The 17881-nt window shown below is 66.9% G+C and carries 18 protein-coding genes; 6 read left to right on the forward strand and 12 right to left on the reverse strand.

Annotated features, from left to right (window positions below; all coding sequences use genetic code 11):
• Window positions 1-8: 8 nt before the first annotated feature.
• Together D3H34_RS01195 and D3H34_RS01200 are read right to left on the reverse strand one after the other, a co-directional pair.
• Window positions 9-767: a glycosyltransferase gene (locus D3H34_RS01195; protein WP_070060536.1), complete on the reverse strand. Its 759-nt coding sequence runs from the start codon at window positions 765-767 to the stop codon at window positions 9-11.
• 2 nt (window positions 768-769) lie between these two features.
• On the reverse strand, window positions 770-1249 hold the full coding sequence (locus D3H34_RS01200; RefSeq protein WP_119551399.1) for a YhbY family RNA-binding protein: 480 nt from the start codon (window positions 1247-1249) through the stop codon (window positions 770-772).
• Between the two features lie 33 nt (window positions 1250-1282).
• On the opposite strand from D3H34_RS01200, the gene D3H34_RS01205 reads away from it, so the two are divergent.
• The 5 genes from D3H34_RS01205 to D3H34_RS01225 all read left to right on the forward strand — a co-directional run bounded on the left by D3H34_RS01205 (window position 1283) and on the right by D3H34_RS01225 (window position 6793).
• Window positions 1283-1951, forward strand: a complete 669-nt coding sequence (locus D3H34_RS01205; protein WP_119551402.1) for an RlmE family RNA methyltransferase — start codon at window positions 1283-1285, stop codon at window positions 1949-1951.
• Between the two features lie 166 nt (window positions 1952-2117).
• The gene (gene ftsH / locus D3H34_RS01210) at window positions 2118-4034 is read left to right on the forward strand and encodes an ATP-dependent zinc metalloprotease FtsH (protein ID WP_119551404.1); all 1917 of its coding nucleotides are present in this window, start codon (window positions 2118-2120) and stop codon (window positions 4032-4034) included.
• Between the two features lie 120 nt (window positions 4035-4154).
• Window positions 4155-4964: a dihydropteroate synthase gene (gene folP, locus D3H34_RS01215; protein WP_119551923.1), complete on the forward strand. Its 810-nt coding sequence runs from the start codon at window positions 4155-4157 to the stop codon at window positions 4962-4964.
• Window positions 4965-4970: 6 nt separating this feature from the next.
• Window positions 4971-6308, forward strand: a complete 1338-nt coding sequence (glmM, locus tag D3H34_RS01220) for a phosphoglucosamine mutase (RefSeq protein ID WP_119551407.1) — start codon at window positions 4971-4973, stop codon at window positions 6306-6308.
• Entirely contained in the window at window positions 6305-6793 is a 489-nt protein-coding gene (locus D3H34_RS01225; protein ID WP_119551410.1) for a GNAT family N-acetyltransferase, read from the forward strand. The genes glmM and D3H34_RS01225 overlap by 4 nt, the downstream gene beginning before the upstream one ends.
• Window positions 6794-6898: 105 nt before the next feature.
• Here D3H34_RS01225 and D3H34_RS01230 read toward each other — a convergent pair whose 3' ends face one another.
• The 9 genes from D3H34_RS01230 to lexA form a co-directional block, all read right to left on the reverse strand.
• Window positions 6899-8176 (reverse strand): acyl-CoA dehydrogenase family protein, encoded by a 1278-nt coding sequence (locus tag D3H34_RS01230; RefSeq protein WP_119551412.1) that lies wholly within the window; start codon window positions 8174-8176, stop codon window positions 6899-6901.
• A 33-nt stretch (window positions 8177-8209) separates the two neighbouring features.
• Window positions 8210-9316, reverse strand: coding sequence for a phosphotransferase (locus D3H34_RS01235; protein ID WP_119551415.1), 1107 nt, complete (start codon window positions 9314-9316; stop codon window positions 8210-8212).
• Between the two features lie 10 nt (window positions 9317-9326).
• Window positions 9327-10046: a Crp/Fnr family transcriptional regulator gene (locus tag D3H34_RS01240; RefSeq protein WP_119551418.1), complete on the reverse strand. Its 720-nt coding sequence runs from the start codon at window positions 10044-10046 to the stop codon at window positions 9327-9329.
• Window positions 10047-10106: 60 nt separating this feature from the next.
• Window positions 10107-10886: an oxepin-CoA hydrolase, alternative type gene (locus tag D3H34_RS01245; RefSeq protein WP_119551421.1), complete on the reverse strand. Its 780-nt coding sequence runs from the start codon at window positions 10884-10886 to the stop codon at window positions 10107-10109.
• Between the two features lie 25 nt (window positions 10887-10911).
• Window positions 10912-12432 carry a 3-hydroxyacyl-CoA dehydrogenase gene (locus D3H34_RS01250; protein WP_119551423.1) on the reverse strand — a complete coding sequence of 507 codons (1521 nt, stop codon included), beginning with the start codon at window positions 12430-12432 and terminating at the stop codon, window positions 10912-10914.
• Between the two features lie 132 nt (window positions 12433-12564).
• Entirely contained in the window at window positions 12565-13725 is a 1161-nt protein-coding gene (locus tag D3H34_RS01255; protein WP_119551426.1) for an MFS transporter, read from the reverse strand.
• A 4-nt stretch (window positions 13726-13729) separates the two neighbouring features.
• On the reverse strand, window positions 13730-14737 hold the full coding sequence (locus D3H34_RS01260; protein WP_119551430.1) for a D-2-hydroxyacid dehydrogenase family protein: 1008 nt from the start codon (window positions 14735-14737) through the stop codon (window positions 13730-13732).
• Between the two features lie 163 nt (window positions 14738-14900).
• Window positions 14901-15281, reverse strand: a complete 381-nt coding sequence (locus tag D3H34_RS01265) for a hypothetical protein (protein WP_119551432.1) — start codon at window positions 15279-15281, stop codon at window positions 14901-14903.
• Window positions 15282-15428: 147 nt separating this feature from the next.
• Window positions 15429-16112: a transcriptional repressor LexA gene (gene lexA / locus D3H34_RS01270; protein ID WP_062471522.1), complete on the reverse strand. Its 684-nt coding sequence runs from the start codon at window positions 16110-16112 to the stop codon at window positions 15429-15431.
• 73 nt (window positions 16113-16185) lie between these two features.
• On the opposite strand from lexA, the gene D3H34_RS01275 reads away from it, so the two are divergent.
• Entirely contained in the window at window positions 16186-17178 is a 993-nt protein-coding gene (locus D3H34_RS01275) for an asparaginase (protein ID WP_119551434.1), read from the forward strand.
• 35 nt (window positions 17179-17213) lie between these two features.
• Here D3H34_RS01275 and adk read toward each other — a convergent pair whose 3' ends face one another.
• Window positions 17214-17870 carry an adenylate kinase gene (gene adk, locus D3H34_RS01280; RefSeq protein ID WP_119551436.1) on the reverse strand — a complete coding sequence of 219 codons (657 nt, stop codon included), beginning with the start codon at window positions 17868-17870 and terminating at the stop codon, window positions 17214-17216.
• Between the last annotated feature and the right edge of the window lie 11 nt (window positions 17871-17881).

Below are 17881 nucleotides of genomic sequence, written 5' to 3' on the forward strand. Positions count from 1 at the left end.
CTCCTGTGTCACTCTTTCCAGTGCTTGGCGACCCAGCTCGCCGGGCGGATGTAGCGGAAGGCACGGTTGCGTCGTCCCGCCAGCGCATCGGGCGGGTTGCATTCGCCGTGGAACACCATCACACGGGCGCCTTCGGGCACGAAGGGCTCTTCCCAGTAGTTGGTCGGCCAGGTCGGGATGCCGTGGTACTTGAAGCTCGGGCACCAGGCTGCCGGCCAATAGGCCAGCTTGCCTTGCTTGTGGAGCACGTCCGACAGGTAGGCCTGCTCGTTGCGGTACTCGGCCTGGACCTTGTCCATGTTGGCGCGGAAGTACGCCAGCACGTCGGCGTGAGCGCCCAGCTCGAAGCGGTAGACCGATGAATTGCCCGTGATCCGCTCACGCCGCCAGGGGCGGGCGTAGTCGTGAATGATCAGGAACTCGCCGGGCTGCTCGAAGAAGGCATCGAGGCTGCCGACGATCACCACGTCGACGTCCAGGAAGAGGGCGGTACCGCGCAGGCCGTGCAGGTCCTGCTCGAAGGTCGTGAGCTTCTTCCAGGCGCCGTCGCGCTGACCCGGAGCCAACTGGAGGTTGAGCGGCGGGATGGGCAGGCACGTCACCTCGGGGCGGATGCCATTGCCGTCATCCGTCAGGCAGACGAACTTGAAGTCGCCGCTGAGGTGACGGCGCACCATGGCGTAGAGCCGGTTGACGTACTCGGGGCCGTACTTGGTGCCCCACTTCATGCAGAGGATGTGGCGCTGGGCGCCTTGCGCTGCCACCAAGTTCAATCCGCCTGGTTGCGTTTCTTGGCCGACAGCGGACGCTTGGCCTTGGCGCGCTTGATGGTGCCGCCAGGGGTGAGGCGCTGGTTGCCGAGCACGCGCAGGGTCTTGATTTCAGGGCGTTGACCGCCGCGCTTGCTGTACTTGACGATCTTGACGTCGCGTGGGCCGGGCATGCGGTCTTCGTCGATCACACGCTCTTTTTCGGGCTTCGGGCGCCACAACACGAGCAGCTTGCCGATGTGCTGGATCGGGGCTGCGTCGAGTTCTTCGGCGAGCTCGTGCAGCATGGCGTCGCGGGCAAGGCGGTCGTCGGAGAAGACACGAACCTTGATGAGGCCATGGGCCTTCAGGGCTGCGTCGGCCTCCTTTTTCACGGCAGGGGTGAGCCCGTCTCCACCGACCATGACGATCGGATCCAGGTGGTGAGCTTCGGCGCGGTGCACCTTGCGCTCGGCAGGGGTAAGTTGAATGGCGGGCATCCCCGTATTATCGACGCGCACACGAACACCCTTATGAGCACCAAAGCCAAAAGCAAGAAAGTCAACAAGGCGTGGCTTCACGACCACATCAACGACCCCTACGTGAAGCTCGCCACGCGGGAGGGCTACCGCGCGCGCGCGGCCTACAAGCTCAAGGAAATCGACGAAGCGCTCGGGTTGGTCAAACCCGGCCAACTGGTGGTCGACCTGGGTTCGACGCCGGGAGCCTGGAGCCAGTACCTGCGGCGGCGCATGTCGCCAGGCGGGGCGGCGGTCGGTGACCTCAACGGCACCATCATTTCCCTGGACCTGCTGCCGATGGAGCCGATCGAGGGCGTGACCTTCCTGCAGGGCGATTTCCGCGAAGACGCACTGCTGGCGCAGCTTCTGGAGGTGCTCGCTGGCCGCAAGGCCGATCTTGTGGTGTCCGACATGGCGCCCAACCTGTCAGGCATCCATTCGGCCGACGCCGCCCGGGTAGCGCACCTGATCGAGCTGGCCATCGACTTCGCCCAGAACCACATGAAGCTCGAAGGGGCGCTCGTGGCCAAGGTGTTCCACGGCAGCGGCTACGACGAATTGGTCAAGATGTTCAAGGCCCATTTCCGCGTCGTGAAGCCGCTGAAACCCAAGGCATCGCGCGACAAGTCGGCTGAGACCTTCCTCATCGGCATGGGGTTGAAGGCGTCGGATACGCATTGATACCTTGCCGCAGGGCGTGCGCCGGGGGCGCAAACCCTTGTCAGCCTATGGCTGCTATAGGGAAATGTCCGCTTTTCGCAGCTTGAAAAGCCTAAAATGGGGCGCAATTGCGTACCCTCAGCGCGTATTTCATATTCCCGTCACGCGCTTTCGACTGGAGCTTCGTTTGAACAATCAGTGGTTTTCCAAAGTTGCCGTATGGCTCGTCATTGCCATGGTGTTGTTCACTGTGTTCAAGCAGTTCGACACCCGCGGTGGCGTCGGCTCGGGAACGGTGAGCTATTCCGAGTTCCTGGACCAGGTCCGCAACAACCAGATCAAGAGCGCCATCATTCCTGAAGGTGCTGGCGGCGGCGAGATCGTCGCTGTCACCAACGACGATCGCAAGATCCGCACGACCGCCACGGTGCTCGACCGCGGCCTGGTTGGCGACCTGATCGACCACAACGTCAAGTTCGACGTCAAGCCGCGCGAAGAAGGCTCGCTCCTCATGACCCTGCTGGTCAGCTGGGGCCCGATGCTGCTGCTGATCGGCGTCTGGATCTACTTCATGCGCCAGATGCAGGGCGGCGGCAAGGGCGGGGCGTTCAGCTTCGGCAAGAGCAAGGCCCGCATGATGGACGAGAACAACAACACGGTCACCTTCGCCGACGTCGCAGGCTGCGACGAGGCCAAGGAAGAAGTCCGTGAAGTCGTCGACTTCCTGAAAGACCCGCAGCGCTTCCAGAAGCTCGGCGGCCGCATTCCGCGCGGTCTGCTGCTGGTCGGCCCTCCCGGCACCGGCAAGACGCTGCTGGCCAAGTCGATCGCCGGCGAAGCCAAGGTGCCGTTCTTCTCGATCTCGGGCTCCGATTTCGTCGAAATGTTCGTCGGCGTGGGCGCGGCCCGCGTGCGCGACATGTTCGAGAACGCCAAGAAGAACGCGCCCTGCATCATCTTCATCGACGAAATCGATGCAGTGGGTCGTCAGCGCGGTGCCGGCCTCGGCGGCGGCAACGACGAACGCGAGCAAACCCTCAACCAGATGCTGGTCGAGATGGACGGCTTCGAAACCAACCTCGGCGTGATCGTGGTGGCTGCCACCAACCGCCCCGACATCCTCGATGCCGCGCTGCTGCGTCCCGGTCGTTTCGACCGCCAGGTCTACGTCACGCTGCCCGACATCCGTGGCCGCGAGCAGATCCTCGGCGTGCACATGCGCAAGGTCCCGCTGGGCCAGGACGTGAACCCGAGCGTGATCGCCCGCGGCACGCCCGGCATGTCCGGTGCCGACCTGGCCAACCTGTGCAACGAAGCCGCCCTGATGGCCGCCCGCCGCAATGCGCGCGTGGTCGAGATGCAGGACTTCGAGAAGGCCAAGGACAAGATCTTCATGGGCCCCGAGCGCAAGAGCATGGTCATGCCCGAGGAAGAGCGCCGCAACACGGCCTACCACGAGTCCGGCCACGCCCTCATCGGCAAGCTGCTGCCCAAGTGCGACCCGGTCCACAAGGTCACGATCATTCCGCGCGGCCGCGCCCTCGGCGTGACCATGAGCCTGCCGTCGCAGGACCGCTACAGCTATGACCGCGAGTACATGCTGAACCAGATCAGCATGCTGTTCGGTGGCCGCATTGCCGAAGAAGTGTTCATGCACCAGATGACCACTGGCGCCAGCAACGACTTCGAGCGCGCGACTTCCATTGCCCGCGACATGGTCACGCGCTACGGCATGACCGACGCGCTGGGCCCGATGGTCTACGCGGAGAACGAAGGCGAAGTGTTCTTGGGTCGCTCGGTCACCAAGACCACGAACATGAGCGAGCAAACCATGGAAAAGGTCGACAGCGAGGTGCGCCGCATCATCGACGAGCAGTACGCCCTAGCGCGCCGCCTGATCGAAGAGAACAGCGACAAGATGCACGCCATGGCCAAAGCGCTGCTCGAATGGGAAACCATCGACAGCGAACAGCTCGACGACATCATGGCCGGCCGCGCGCCGCGCCCGCCCAAGGACTGGACGCCGCGCGTCCCGCCTTCGGGCACCGGCGGCAGTGGTGGTACGCCGGCCGTCACGACCGACCCGGCGCCCACGGCGGCCTGAGTGGGTACGACGGCAAACAGCAACGGGGCCTCTGGCCCCGTTTTTCATGGCGCATCGACGCACGGCGATGCGGTCTGGCAGACCTCGCGTTTTCGCATCGATCTCGCGCAGCCGCGGGTGATGGGCATCGTCAACGTCACCCCTGACTCCTTCTCCGACGGCGGCGCACACGCGTCCACCGAGACTGCACTGAAGCACTGCGAGCAGTTGCTGAAGGAGGGGGCCGACATCCTCGACATCGGCGGTGAGTCGACCCGCCCCGGCAGCCCCGCCGTGCCGCTCGATGCCGAACTGGCGCGCGTGGTGCCAGTGGTGCGCGAGGCCGTGAAGCTGAACGTGCCCCTGTCCATCGACACCTACAAACCCGAGGTGATGCGGGCGGTGCTCGATCTGGGCGCGGACATCGTCAACGACATCTGGGCGCTGCGCCAGCCGGGCGCGCGCGAGGTGGTGGCGGCGCACCCGACCTGCGGCATTTGCCTGATGCACATGCACCGCGACCCGCAGACCATGCAAGCGCTGCCGATGCAGGGCGACGTGATTCCCGAGGTCCTGGCTTTCTGGGACGAACAACTGGCGCCTTTGAAGGCGCTGGGAATCGATCCCGCGCGCATCACGCTCGACCCGGGCGTCGGCTTCGGCAAGAGCGTGGCGCAGAACTTCGCGCTCCTCGGGCGACAGCGGGAATTGTTGGCAACTGGTTACCCCTTGTTGCTAGGTTGGTCCCGCAAGTCCTCCATCGGGGCGGTCACGGGCATCGACAATGCATCCGGGCGTACCGTGCCCAGCGTGGCAGCCGCCGTGCTGGCCGTGGACCGGGGCGCAGCGATCGTGCGGGTGCACGACGTGCGCGACACGGTCGCCGCCCTCGCCGTATGGCGTGCCATGCGCGCGGAAGCACCGCAACGAACTTCACCACAAGAGCAATAACAGCAAATGACCCGTAAATACTTCGGCACCGACGGCATCCGTGGCACGGTCGGCCAATCGCCCATCACCCCCGATTTCGTGCTGCGCCTCGCGCACGCCGTGGGCCGCGTACTCAAGAAGACCCAGGCCCGTCCGACGGTGCTGATCGGCAAGGACACCCGCATCTCGGGCTACATGCTCGAATCGGCGCTCGAGTCGGGCTTCAACTCCGCCGGCGTGGACGTGGTGCTGCTCGGCCCGCTGCCCACGCCCGGCGTGGCGTACCTCACGCGCGCACAGCGTGCGAGCCTGGGCGTGGTGATCAGCGCCAGCCACAACGCCTTTCCCGACAACGGCATCAAGTTCTTCAGCGCGCAGGGCACCAAGCTCGACGACGCCTGGGAGCTGGCGGTCGAGGCCGCACTCGAAGAAGACCCGGTCTGGGCCGCTTCCGCCGACCTCGGCAAGGCCCGCCGCCTCAACGACGCGGACGGTCGCTACATCGAGTTCTGCAAGAGCACCTTCGCCAACGACCTGTCGCTGCGCGGCATGAAGCTCGTGGTCGACGCCGCGCATGGCGCGGCCTACCAGGTGGCACCCAATGTGTTCCACGAACTGGGCGCGGATGTCACGAGCATCGGCTGCGCGCCCGACGGCCTGAACATCAACAAGAATGTCGGCGCCACCCATCCCGAAGCGCTGGTGGCCGCCGTGATCGCGCAGAAGGCCGACTACGGCATCGCCCTGGACGGCGACGCCGACCGGCTGCAGCTGGTCGACGCCAGCGGTCGCCTGTTCAACGGCGACGAGTTGCTGTACCTGATGGTGGCCGAACGCATCGCGCGCGGCGAAAAGCCGGTGGGCGTGGTCGGCACGCTGATGACCAACAAGGCCGTCGAGATGGCCCTGCGCGCGCAGGACATCGAATTCGTGCGCGCCAAGGTCGGCGACCGTTACGTGCTCGAAGAGCTCGACAAGCGCGGCTGGCTGCTCGGTGGCGAGGGCTCCGGCCACCTGCTGGCGCTCGACCGCCACACCACCGGCGACGGCATCGTGAGCGCACTGCAGGTGCTGCAGGCTTGCGTGCGCAGCGGCAAGACGGTGGCGCAACTGCTCGAAGGCGTCACGCTGTTTCCGCAGACGCTCATCAACGTGCGCCTCGCGCCCGATCAGGACTGGAAGAGCAACCAGGCGCTCGCCAGCGAAACCAAGCGCATCGAAGCCGAGCTCGGCGATGCGGGCCGCGTGCTCATCCGCGCGAGCGGCACCGAGCCGCTGGTGCGCGTGATGGTCGAGGCGCGTGATGCCAGGCAATCCCAGTCCTGCGCTGAACGCCTCGCGGCCACGCTGAAGCCGGGCGCATGACGGGCCGCATCGAAGCCCGCCTGGCCGACTACCGCGATCCGCTACAGGCAGCCGCGGTGGTCGGGCTGCTCGACAGCTATGCACGCGACCCCGCCGGCGGCGGCACACCGTTGCCGACGTCGGTGCTCGAAGGCTTGCCCGCCGCGCTGGCGGCGCGTCCGCAGGCGTTCAGCGTGCTGGCTTTCGACGGCGACACGCCCGTGGGCCTGATCAACTGCATCGAGGGTTTCTCGACCTTCGCCTGCCAGCCGCTGGTCAACGTGCACGATGTGGTTGTGCGCGACAGCCATCGTGGCCAACGCGTGGCGCAGCAGATGTTTGCGCTGGTGGAGCAGGAAGCGCGCAGGCGCGGCGCCTGCAAGCTCACGCTCGAGGTGCTGTCGGGCAATGCGCCCGCGCTGCGCAGCTACGAGCGCGAGGGCTTCATCAGCTACCAGCTCGATCCGGAGTTCGGCCACGCCGTCTTCCTGCAGAAGAAGCTCTGACCGAGTGATGTGAACAATAAAAATGCCGCCGACGCGCAAGGCGTGGGCGGCATGGCCAGAACCGAAAGAGAAGGGCGCGGCGAACGCGCCCTTTCTTTTTTCCGATCAGAAGCGGGTGACAGGCGCGTCGGCGTTGGCAGCCGACTTGTCGGTGGCGTACTTGCCCAGCTCCCACTTGGCGATCGCATTGCGGTGCACTTCGTCCGGACCGTCGGCGAAGCGCAGCGTGCGTGCCTGCGCGTAGGCGGAGGCCAGCGGGAAGTCGTCGCACATGCCGCCGCCGCCGTGGACCTGCATGGCCCAGTCGATCACCTGGCAGGCCATGGTGGGCGCCACCACCTTGATCATCGCGATCTCGGTGCGTGCGACCTTGTTGCCGGCCACGTCCATCAGCCAGGCGGCCTTCAGCGTGAGCAGGCGGGCCATGTCGATCTTGCAGCGTGCTTCAGCGATACGTTCCTGCGTGACGGTCTGCGAGGCGACGGTCTTGCCGAAGGCCACGCGCGAGGAGGCGCGCTTGCACATCAGCTCGAGCGCACGCTCGGCCAGGCCGATCAGGCGCATGCAGTGGTGGATACGGCCGGGGCCAAGGCGACCCTGGGCGATCTCGAAGCCGCGGCCTTCACCCAGCAGGATGTTGCCGACCGGCACGCGCACGTTCTCGAAGTACATCTCGACGTGGCCGTGCGGCGCGTCGTCGTAGCCCATCACGTTCAGCGGGCGCACGATGCGGATGCCCTTGGCATCGGCCGGCACGATGACCATGCTCTGCTGCGAGTGCTTGGGCGCCTCGGGGTCGGTCTTGCCCATGGTGACGAACACGGCGCAGCGCGGGTCGGCGGCGCCGGAGATCCACCACTTGTGGCCGTTGATGACGTACTCGTCGCCCTGGCGCTCGATGCGCGTGCAGATGTTGGTGGCGTCGCTGGAGGCCACTTCGGGTTCGGTCATCGCGAAGGCCGAGCGGATCTGGCCTTCGAGCAGCGGCTTGAGCCAGCGCGCCTTGATCTCTTCCGAGCCGTAGCGGGCGATGGTTTCCATGTTGCCGGTGTCCGGCGCGGAGCAATTGAAGGCTTCCGAGGCCCATGGCACGCGGCCCATGATTTCGGCCAGGGGCGCGTACTCCTGGTTGGTCAGGCCCGCGCCTTCATAGCCCGAGGCGGCGGCGCTGTCGACCGGCAGGAACAGGTTCCACAGGCCCTGGGCCTTGGCCTTTTCCTTGAGCTTCTCGACGGTCTGCAGGGCGCTCCAGCGCTTGCCTGCGGCCGTGTTGGCAGCCAGTTCTGCGCTGTACTCGGCTTCGGCCGGGTAGATGTGGTCTTCCATGAAGGCGGTGACGCGCCTTTGAAGGTCCTGGGTTTTGGCCGAATATTCGAAATCCATGCGTGCTCCTCTGGTGGGGTTTAAAAGGGCTGGTTATGCCTTCTGGGCAAATTGCCAAGCCATCTCGGCCATCGGTCGCGCGCCGCGGGCGGACGCCACGGCTTGCTCGCTCGATGCGGTACCGGCCTCGACCCGTTTCGCAATGCCCTGCAGGATGGCAGCCATGCGAAACAGGTTGTAGGCCTGATAGAAGTTCCAGTCGGGCGCCAGCGCCTCTGGCGTGCTGATGCGGGTGCGCTCGCAATAGCGACGGATGTATTCGCTCTCGGTGGGAATGCCCAGCGCCGCCACATCCACGCCGCCGATGCCACGGCCGGTGGTGGGAGGCATGTGCCAGGACATGCAGTGGTAGCTGAAGTCGGCCAGCGGGTGGCCCAGTGTGGAGAGTTCCCAGTCGAGCACCGCGATGATCCGCGGCTCGGTGGCGTGGAACATCACGTTGTCCAGGCGGTAGTCGCCATGGACGATCGAGACCTTGGTCTCGTCGCGCGCGCTCGCCGGCATGTGGGCGGGGAGCCAGTCGATCAGGCGCTCCATGGCCTCGATGGGTTGCGACAGTTCGCCGGCGCCATCGGCCGAGGCCTTGTACTGCTTGCTCCAGCGGCCGATCTGGCGCTCGAAGTAGTTGCCGGGCTTGCCGTAGTCGACCAGGCCTCGGGCGGCGAAATCGACCGTGTGCAGCGCGGAGATGACAAGGTTCATCTCGTCGTAGTAGGCCGCGCGCTCGGCGTTGCTGAAGCCGGGCAGCGACTGGTCCCACAGCACGCGACCTTGCATGAACTCCATGATGTAGAAGGCGCGGCCGATGACGGACTCGTCTTCGCACAGGCAGTACATGCGCGGCACGGGCACGTCGGTGCCGGCCAGGCCGCTCATCACCTTGAACTCGCGTTCCACCGCATGGGCCGAGGGCAGCAGCTTGGCGACCGGGCCGGGCTTGGCACGCATCACGTAGCTTTGCTTCGGCGTCACGAGCTTGTAGGTCGGGTTCGACTGTCCGCCCTTGAACATCTCGACCGTCAGCGGACCCTGGAAGCCCTCGAGGTTCTTTTCGAGCCAGGCCGCGAGCGCGTCCACGTCGAAGGTGTGCTGTTGGGACACCGCGCGGGTGCCGATGAAACTGGAGAAGTCCTGGCTCATGTCGATTCTTTTAGTTGTCTGCTACGGAGATTTGCATCAGCGCCGAGCGGTCCAGCACGACCAGTCCGGCCGGCTCGATCCGGATGGTGCCCTCGCGCTCCATCGTCTTGAGTTCCTGGTTGACCCGCTGGCGCGAGGCGCCGAGCAGCTGCGCGAGCTCTTCCTGCGCCAGTTGCAGGCCGATGCGCGTCTGGCTGCCGTCGTCCAGGTTGGGCACGCCGTAGCTGCGCACCAGGTGAATGAGCTGCTTGGCCAGCCGTGCACGCAAGGGCAGGGTGTTGAGGTCTTCCACCAGCCCGAACAGCGTGCGGATGCGGCGTGCCTGCAGCCGCATCAGCGCTTCGTACAGCTCGACGTGCGTGGCCAGGATCTTCTGGAAGTCGGCCCGTGCCACGCACAGCACGGTGGTGTCCCCGTGCGAGTACGTGTCGTGCGTGCGGCGCTCCCCGTCGAACATCGCCACGTCGCCGAACCAGATGCCCGGCTCGACGTAGGTCAGCGTCACCTGCTTGCCCGACACCGCGGTCGAGCTCACGCGCAACGCCCCCTTGGCACAGGCGATCCAGTGCTCGGGCGGGTCGCCGCGCGCGGCGAGCAGGTCGCCGTCCTTGTAGCGTTTGACAAAGGCGCATCGGAGGATGTCGTGCCGTAGCGATGGAGATAGGGAAGAAAACCAGCGACCACTGTTGATCGCTTCACGTTCTTCGATGGTAAGAATGGGGTCGTCCATGGTCTGTCCTCTCGGCGACTGAAAAGCTGTGGGGTGTCTCGGGAGCGACGCCGCGAGGTGTTACTCGTAGCGCGGCGGTTTTTTCTCGAGGAACGCGGCGATGCCGATGCCCGCGTTCGCGTGGTGCAGGTTGCGCACGAAATGATCGCGCTCCTGCGTGAGCTGTGAGGCCAGCGTGGCGCCGCGCGCTTCACTGAGTAGCTCCTTGATGCTGGCCAGCGAATTCGGCGCACGCGCGTTCAGGCGGTTGGCCAGGGCCAGTGCTCCGGCCAGCGCCTGCCCGCTGTCGGCGAGTTCGTTGACGAGGCCGAACCCATGCAGGCGCGCGGCCTCGATGCGTTCGCCGTTCATCAGCCATTCGCTCGCCAGCTGGCGCGGCAACGCCTGCCCGAGGTGCCAGCTCAGGCCGCCGTCGGGCGAAAGCGCCACGTTGCTGTACGAGGCGGCGAACACGGCGTCGCGCGCGGCCACGACGAAGTCGCAGGCCAGCGCAAGCGAGAAGCCGGCGCCGGCCGCCGCGCCCTCGACGGCCGCGATGACCGGCTTGGGAAAGGTGCGGATCGAGTCGATCCAGTTGTGCAGGCCCTCGATGCTTTCGGCCTGCACCGAACGGTCGAGCTGGCGGTTGGCCAGCAGCCGCTGCAGCGAGCCGCCGGCGCAGAACCAGGCGCCTTCGCCCACGATGACGACGCTGCGGATCTCGTCGCTGCTCTCGGCGCCGTTCAGCGCCTCGATGCCGGCGGCATAGATCTCGGGGCCCAGCGCATTGCGCTGGGTCGGGTTGACGATGGTCAGCACCATGGTGCTGCCTTCGCTGGTGCTCCTGAGTTCGGCGGTCATGGCGTGTGTGCCTGTTCTTCGTTGCTCATTCTTCTTCGTGCAGCAGGCTCAGGCCCAGCGCGCCACGGCGGCGCAGCCACGGGCTCGGGCGATAGCGCGGATCGCCGTACACGGTCTGCAGGTTGAACAGCACTTCGAGCATGTTGGTCGGCCCGTAGAGGTTGCCCATGGCGAGCGGGCCGCGCGGGTAGCCCAAACCGAGCTGCACGGCGGTCTCCAGGTCGGCCGGGGTGCACACGCGCTGCTGGCACATGTCGGCGGCGATGTTGACGATGGCGCCGATCACGCGCTGCGTGACGAAGCCGCCGCTGTCGCGGATCACGCTCACGGCCTTGCTGTCGCGCGCGAAGAGGGCGTGCGCCGCATCGCGGACATCGCGACGCGTGGCCGGGTTGGTGGCGAGCACGCGGCGCTTGGTGGCGGCATCGTCGATGAGCATGTCGATGCCGACGGTGCGCGTGGCGTCCAGCCGCTCGACGGCCGCGACCGTCGTCACGTCGAAGCCCAGCGGCGCGACCAGGATGATCGACTGCGGTGCGGCTGCGGCGCCACTGTCGATCTGCGCGCCCAGCGTGTTCACCAGGCGCAGCAGCTCGGCACGGCGCGCGGCGCGAGGCGACACCCAGACCGAGGGCGTGCCTTCGACCACCGGCGGCGGCGCTTCGGGCGTCTGCTGCATCACACCGTCTTCGTAGCGGTAGAAACCTTCGCCGGTCTTGCGGCCCAGGGCGCCGGCGGCCAGGCGCTGCGCGGTGATCACGCTCGGGCGGAAGCGCGGCTCTTCGAAGTACTGGTGGTAGATCGACTCCATCACCGGATGCGACACGTCGAGCGCCGTGAGGTCCAGCAGCTCGAACGGGCCGAGGCGAAAGCCCGCCTGGTCCTTCAGGATGCGGTCGATGGTCACGAAGTCGGTCACGCCTTCACCCACGATGCGCAGCGCCTCGGTGCCGTAGCCGCGGCCCGCGTGGTTGACGATGAACCCGGGCGTGTCCTGCGCCTGCACGGCGCTGTGACCCATCTGCGCGGCATAGCCGGCGAGTTGCTGGCAGACCTCGGGCGAAGTCTTGAAGCCCGCCACCACCTCGACCACCTTCATCAGCGGCACGGGGTTGAAGAAGTGAAAGCCCGCGAAGCGCGCCGGGTGCCGCAGGCCGGCCGCGATGGCCGTGACCGACAGCGACGAGGTGTTGGTGACCAGCGTCGCGGTGGGCGCGACCACGTCTTCGAGTTCGCGGAACAGCGTGCGCTTGACCTCGAGATTCTCGACCACGGCCTCGACCACGAGGTCGCAGCCCGCCAGCGCCTGCATGGCGTCGACCGCCTTCACGCGGGCGACATACGCGTCGCGCGTGGGGGCGTCGATCTTGCCCTTCTCGTGCAGCTTGTTCCATTGGGCGGCCAGGGCCTCGCGACCGCGTTCGGCGGCGCCTGCGAAGCTGTCGAGCAGCAGCACCTCGCTGCCGGCCTGGGCGGCGATCTGTGCGATGCCGCGCCCCATGGCGCCGGCGCCGATCACGCCGATTCGGGGGTAGTTCACTGTCATGGGATCAAGGTTCTCATGGGTTGGTGGGTGTCCGGACGGCCGCGCCGGCGCAGGTGCGCGACACGGACGAAAGCTCCGATTTTGCAATTTCGCGGAAGACCCGCGCCCCGGGTGTTACGCGGGGCATCGGATTCAGGCCGGACGGCGGCTGCGGTCGATGGCGATGCTCAGGCCCATGGCCAGCAGCATCAGTCCGAAACCGACCCGGCTCATCCACTCGGTGGCGTCGTTCGCCAGCAGCCAGCCGCCGAGCGCCGCGCCCAGGGCCTGGCCGATGTAGATGCCCGAACTGTTGAGTGCCACCGAGCCCGGCGCCAAGGCGGGCGCCAGCCCCACCAGCCGCGCCTGCTGCGAGGAGTTGGTGGCAAAGCAGCCCAGGCCCCAGGGAACCAGCACCACCGCGAGCCACGCCAGCGTGCTGGCCAGTGGCCATAGCAGGAGGCTCAGCGCGATCAGCCCGGTCGTCAGCAGCACCATGCGCCCGGCCCCAACGCGATCGATGTAGCGGCTCACCACCATGTTGCCCACCAGGCCGAAGGCGCCGAAAAGCGCCCACATCAGGCTCAGCGTGTTGGCGTCGGCGCCGAAGCCCTGCTTGAGCAGCGGGCCGAAATAGCTGAACAGCACGAACTGGCCGACGCCCTGCAGCGCGGTGACCGACACGATGCCCATCAGCACCGGGCTGCGCAGCACGCGCGACCAGGCTGCGGCTGTGAGCGCGGCCGGCCGGATGCCGTTGGGCAACGTCAGCCAGACCGAGGCGGCGCTCACGACGCTGAGCGCCGCGATGGTCATGAAGGCCATGCGCCAGCCCAGGTGGCCGCCGATCAGTGCGCCGATCGGCAGGCCCAGCACCGAGGCCACCGACCAGCCGAGGAAGACGAAGGTCACGGCGCGCCCGCGCTGCTCCGGCGGCACGAGCATGCCGGCGCAGGCCGCCGCTTGAGGGGTGAAGATGGCGGGCGCGATCACCGTGAGCATGCGCACCGGCAGCAGCGCGCCGAAGCTGGGCATGAGCGCCGCGACCACGTGCCAGGCGGCGTACCAGAGCAGCGTGAGGGCCAGCAGCTTGCGGCGGTCCCAGCCGGCGACCGCGGCGGCCAGCAGCGGGGCGCCCAGGCACATCACGAAGGCGGCCGCGCTGATGAGCTGGCCTGCCGTGGCGACCTGGATCGACAGCGAAGCGCTGATTTCGTTGAGGGTGCCCGGCACGACCATCACACCCGTGCCGATCACGAAATTGCCGGCCAGCAGCGCCCAGAGCGCGCCTCGCTGCGGCGCGGGCCGGCTCATGCCTTCACCGCCGGACCTGCAGCGCGCCGGGATTCACGATGTTCGTGGGGTTGCCCTTGATGAAGCTCACGACGTTGTCGAAGGCCTGGCCGAAGTAGCTCTCGTAGCTTTCCTGCTCCACATAGCCGATGTGCGGCGTGCAGATGCAGTTTTCGAGGCGCAGCAGCGCGTGGCCCTGCAGCGGCGGTTCGCTCTCGAACACGTCGATGGCCGCCAGCCCGGGGCGCCCGCGATTGAGTGCGGCCAACAGGGCATCGGCCTCCACCAGTTCGGCGCGCGAGGTGTTGACGAACAGCGCCGTCGGCTTCATGCGAGAGAGGTCTTCGAGCGTCACGAGGCCCTGGGTGTCCTCGTTGAGCCGCAGATGCACCGACAGCACGTCGGCCATGGCGAAGAATTCGTGGCGGTTCTGCGCCACCTGGAAGCCGTCGGAGCGCGCCTTGGCGCAGCTGGCCTCGCGGCCCCAGATCACGACCTGCATCCCGAAGGCCTGCCCGTAGCGCGCCACCAGCTGGCCGATGCGGCCATAGCCCCAGATGCACAGCGTCTTGCCCTTGAGCACCGAGCCCACGCCGAAATTCGGCGGCATCGAGGCCGATTTGAGCCCCGACTGCTGCCAGGCGCCGTGCTTGAGGTTGCTGATGTACTGCGGCAGGCGACGCATCGCCGCCATGATCAGCGCCCAGGTGAGTTCGGCAGGCGCCTGCGGCGAGCCCGAGCCTTCGGCCACCGCCACGCCACGCTCGGTGCAGGCCGTGACGTCGATGTGGCCGCCGACGCGGCCGGTCTGGGAAATCAGCTTGAGCTTGGGCAGCTTCTCGATCAGTTGCCGGGAGATCTGGCTGCGCTCGCGGATGAGCACGATGACGTCCGCGTCCTTGAGGCGAACCGACAGTTGACCGATGCCCTTGACCGTGTTGGTGTAGACCTTGGCGGCGTACGCGTCCAGCTTGGCGGCGCACTGCAGCTTGCGCACGGCGTCCTGGTAATCGTCGAGGATCACAATGTTCATGGCGTGCCATTGTGCCTCGCAGCATCGGCACGTCGCACGTGTGAACGTTTGGATACCCGGCGCCTTGTGGTGCCCGGAGCGCCTGCTTCAGGCGGGAGAAGGTGAATCCACCATGCACAGGGGGCGCGGATGGCGCAGACACGGCGGATTCGTTTGCACCGTCTCAGTGCAGGCAGCTGGGGCGGGGCGTGCCGCTCCCGGTTTCCGCCGCTTCCAGCGCGGCGAGCCGGTCGAGCTCGGCGCACACGTCCGCCATGCGGCCGGAGATAACGACCCGGTTGGCGCAGCCACGCTGCGAGCCTTGCCGGTCGACCACGCGGACCACGCGCAGCGGACGAGCGGGCGTGGCGGCGGAGGGCGACGTTGTCGGCGCAGGACTGCCGGCGGTGCGCGCCGTGCAGGCCGGACGCACGGCCACGTAGCGCAGGCCAGCGGCCGCGTCGCTGCTGTCACCGCGCGAAGAGCGGCGGGCGGGCATCCAGCGGGTGGCCAGCGATTGCAGGGGCGACCAGATGTCGGCGATGGCGAGGAGGGCGATTCCCATGTGAACTCCAAAAAAGTATGAGGTTGAACACAGGCAGGATTTCTTGAATCGGCCGCAACAGGGTGATGGCGACTTCGCGCCATACGCCCGCCACCTGTCGCGGCCGGATGAGGTACTGCTGCTTATGGGCAGCAGCAGGCCCGGGGCCTACATCAGCATGGTGTTGCGGATGAGGCCGACCGCGAGGCCTTCGATTTCGAAAGGTTCGCCGGGCTGGACGATGATGGTCGGGTAGTCGGGGTTCTCGGCGTGCAGCTCGATCACCTGCTTGTTGCGCTTCAGGCGCTTGACGGTGACTTCCTCGCCGAGGCGAGCCACCACGATCTGCCCGTTGCGTGCTTCCTTGGTGGCCTGCACGGCGAGCAGGTCGCCGTCCATGATGCCGGCGTCGCGCATCGACATGCCGCGCACCTTGAGCAGGTAGTCGGGCTGGCGCTGGAACAGCGTGTTCTCGACGTAGTAGGTCTGGTCGACGTGCTCTTGCGCCAGGATGGGCGAGCCCGCCGCGACACGGCCGATGAGCGGCAGCGCGAGCTGGGCCATGCCGGGCAGCGAGAGCGAGAACTGGTTGCCTTCGCGGTGGCGCGTTTCGTGGAGCGAGCGCAGTGCATCGCCTTTGAGGCGGATGCCGCGCGAGGTGCCGCTGACGAGTTCGATGACGCCCTTGCGGGCCAGTGCCTGCAGGTGCTCTTCGGCGGCGTTGGCCGACTTGAAGCCCAGCTCGTTGGCGATTTCGGCGCGCGTGGGCGGCGCACCGGTGCGTGCGATGGCGCCCTGGATCAGGTCCAGGATCTGCTGCTGGCGGGCGGTAAGCTTCACTGCGAACTGCATAGTGGTTTCCTTGCGGCACTGGCTAGATATCCAGTACCTGTATTTTTAACCAGTTTTCAAAAGTTGACAAGTCATGACTCATTCCTCTTCGTCCGAGATGCGCCGTGTAGTGGTGCTGGGCACCGGCGGCACCATTGCCGGCAAGGCGGCCAGCAGTGGCGACAACATCGGCTACACAGCGGGGCAGGTGGGCGTGGCAGACCTACTGGGCGGCATCGAAGCGCCGGCTGGCGTGACGCTGGTGGCGGAGCAGGTCGCACAGCTCGACAGCAAGGACATGGACGCCGACACCTGGCGCCGGCTGGCCGAGCGTTGCGCGCACTGGCTGGCGCAGCCCGACGTGGCGGGCATCGTGATCACGCACGGCACCGACACGCTGGAGGAAACGGCTTTCTTCTTGCATGCCGTGCTGGCACCGATCAAGCCGGTGGTGCTGACCTGCGCGATGCGTCCGGCGACGGCCTTGTCGCCTGACGGTCCGCAGAACGTGCGCGATGCGCTCGTGGTGGCATCGACGACAGGTGCGCAGGGCGTGACCGTGGTGTGTGCAGGCACGATTCACAGCGGGCTCGACGTGCAGAAGGTGCACACCTATCGCCTCGATGCCTTTGCGTCGGCCGATGCCGGGCCGGTCGGCTACGTGGAGGAGGGCGAGGTTCGGCGCGTGCGCGCGTGGCCGTTGGGGGCGTCGCTCGATGCCGCACGCCTGGAGGCTGTGTCCAAGCCGTGGCCTCGCGTCGAGATCGTCATGAGCCACGCGGGCGCAAGCGGCGCGATCGTCGAGGCGCTCTTGCTGCCGTCGCCAACGGCAGCGCCCTTGCGCGGACTGGTCGTGGCCGCGACCGGAAACGGCACCGTGCACCACACATTGGAGGCTGAGGCGCTGAAGGCGCAGGCCTCAGGCGTCGCGGTGCTGCGCGCCACGCGCTGCACGAACGGACGCATCCTGCCGAAGCCCGGCGACGGGCTGCGGGATGCGGGCGCACTCACGCCGGGCAAGGCGCGGGTTGCGCTGGTGTTGGAACTGTTGGGAGTGGTCGCCCTGCCTGCGTCGGAGGGCGACTGAGAGGCTGACGGCTCAGCCGTCAGCCGTTCGTTGGATCAGCTGTTCAGTGCGGCAAGGGCGCGCTGCGTGATCTCGTCGACCGTGCCCACGCCCTGGATGGCGCGGTACTTCGGCGCGGCGGCCGGGTCGGCCTTGGCCCAGGCCGAGTAGTAGTCCACCAGCGGACGGGTCTGCTGGCTGTAGACGTCGAGCCGCTTGCGCACGGTCTCTTCCTTGTCGTCTTCACGCTGGATCAGTTCTTCACCGGTCACGTCGTCCTTGCCTTCTGCCTTGGGCGGGTTGAACTTGACGTGGTACGTGCGCCCCGAAGCCGGGTGCGAGCGGCGGCCGCTCATGCGTTCGATGATGTCGCCGAAGGGCACATCGATCTCGAGCACATAGTCGAGCTTGACGCCGGCCGCCTTCATGGCGTCGGCCTGCGGAATGGTGCGGGGGAAACCGTCGAACAGGAAGCCGCCGTTGCAGTCGGGCTGCGCGATGCGTTCTTTCACGAGGTTGATGATCAGGTCGTCGCTGACCAACGCACCCGCATCCATGACCGCCTTGGCCTGCAGGCCGAGGGGAGTGCCCGCCTTGACCGCGGCACGCAGCATGTCGCCGGTGGAGATCTGGGGAATGCCATATTTCTGGCAGATGAAGGTCGCTTGCGTGCCTTTGCCTGCCCCGGGCGCGCCCAGCAAAATAAGTCTCATGGTGTCCTCGG

The organism is Acidovorax cavernicola (assembly GCF_003581445.1).

Excerpts from the sequence above, each read along its gene's own strand:
- lexA (WP_062471522.1), bottom strand. The coding sequence starts at position 16,112 with ATGCAGTTCGCAGTGAAGCTTACCGCCCGCCAGCAGCAGATCCTGGAC.
- D3H34_RS01255 (WP_119551426.1), bottom strand. The coding sequence starts at position 13,725 with ATGAGCCGGCCCGCGCCGCAGCGAGGCGCGCTCTGGGCGCTGCTGGCC.
- D3H34_RS01275 (WP_119551434.1), top strand. The coding sequence starts at position 16,186 with ATGACTCATTCCTCTTCGTCCGAGATGCGCCGTGTAGTGGTGCTGGGC.
- D3H34_RS01205 (WP_119551402.1), top strand. The coding sequence starts at position 1,283 with ATGAGCACCAAAGCCAAAAGCAAGAAAGTCAACAAGGCGTGGCTTCAC.
- D3H34_RS01260 (WP_119551430.1), bottom strand. The coding sequence starts at position 14,737 with ATGAACATTGTGATCCTCGACGATTACCAGGACGCCGTGCGCAAGCTG.
- D3H34_RS01235 (WP_119551415.1), bottom strand. The coding sequence starts at position 9,316 with ATGAGCCAGGACTTCTCCAGTTTCATCGGCACCCGCGCGGTGTCCCAA.
- D3H34_RS01250 (WP_119551423.1), bottom strand. The coding sequence starts at position 12,432 with ATGACAGTGAACTACCCCCGAATCGGCGTGATCGGCGCCGGCGCCATG.
- adk (WP_119551436.1), bottom strand. The coding sequence starts at position 17,870 with ATGAGACTTATTTTGCTGGGCGCGCCCGGGGCAGGCAAAGGCACGCAA.
- D3H34_RS01230 (WP_119551412.1), bottom strand. The coding sequence starts at position 8,176 with ATGGATTTCGAATATTCGGCCAAAACCCAGGACCTTCAAAGGCGCGTC.
- D3H34_RS01245 (WP_119551421.1), bottom strand. The coding sequence starts at position 10,886 with ATGACCGCCGAACTCAGGAGCACCAGCGAAGGCAGCACCATGGTGCTG.
- glmM (WP_119551407.1), top strand. The coding sequence starts at position 4,971 with ATGACCCGTAAATACTTCGGCACCGACGGCATCCGTGGCACGGTCGGC.
- D3H34_RS01265 (WP_119551432.1), bottom strand. The coding sequence starts at position 15,281 with ATGGGAATCGCCCTCCTCGCCATCGCCGACATCTGGTCGCCCCTGCAA.
- D3H34_RS01200 (WP_119551399.1), bottom strand. The coding sequence starts at position 1,249 with ATGCCCGCCATTCAACTTACCCCTGCCGAGCGCAAGGTGCACCGCGCC.
- D3H34_RS01225 (WP_119551410.1), top strand. The coding sequence starts at position 6,305 with ATGACGGGCCGCATCGAAGCCCGCCTGGCCGACTACCGCGATCCGCTA.
- folP (WP_119551923.1), top strand. The coding sequence starts at position 4,155 with ATGGGCATCGTCAACGTCACCCCTGACTCCTTCTCCGACGGCGGCGCA.
- D3H34_RS01240 (WP_119551418.1), bottom strand. The coding sequence starts at position 10,046 with ATGGACGACCCCATTCTTACCATCGAAGAACGTGAAGCGATCAACAGT.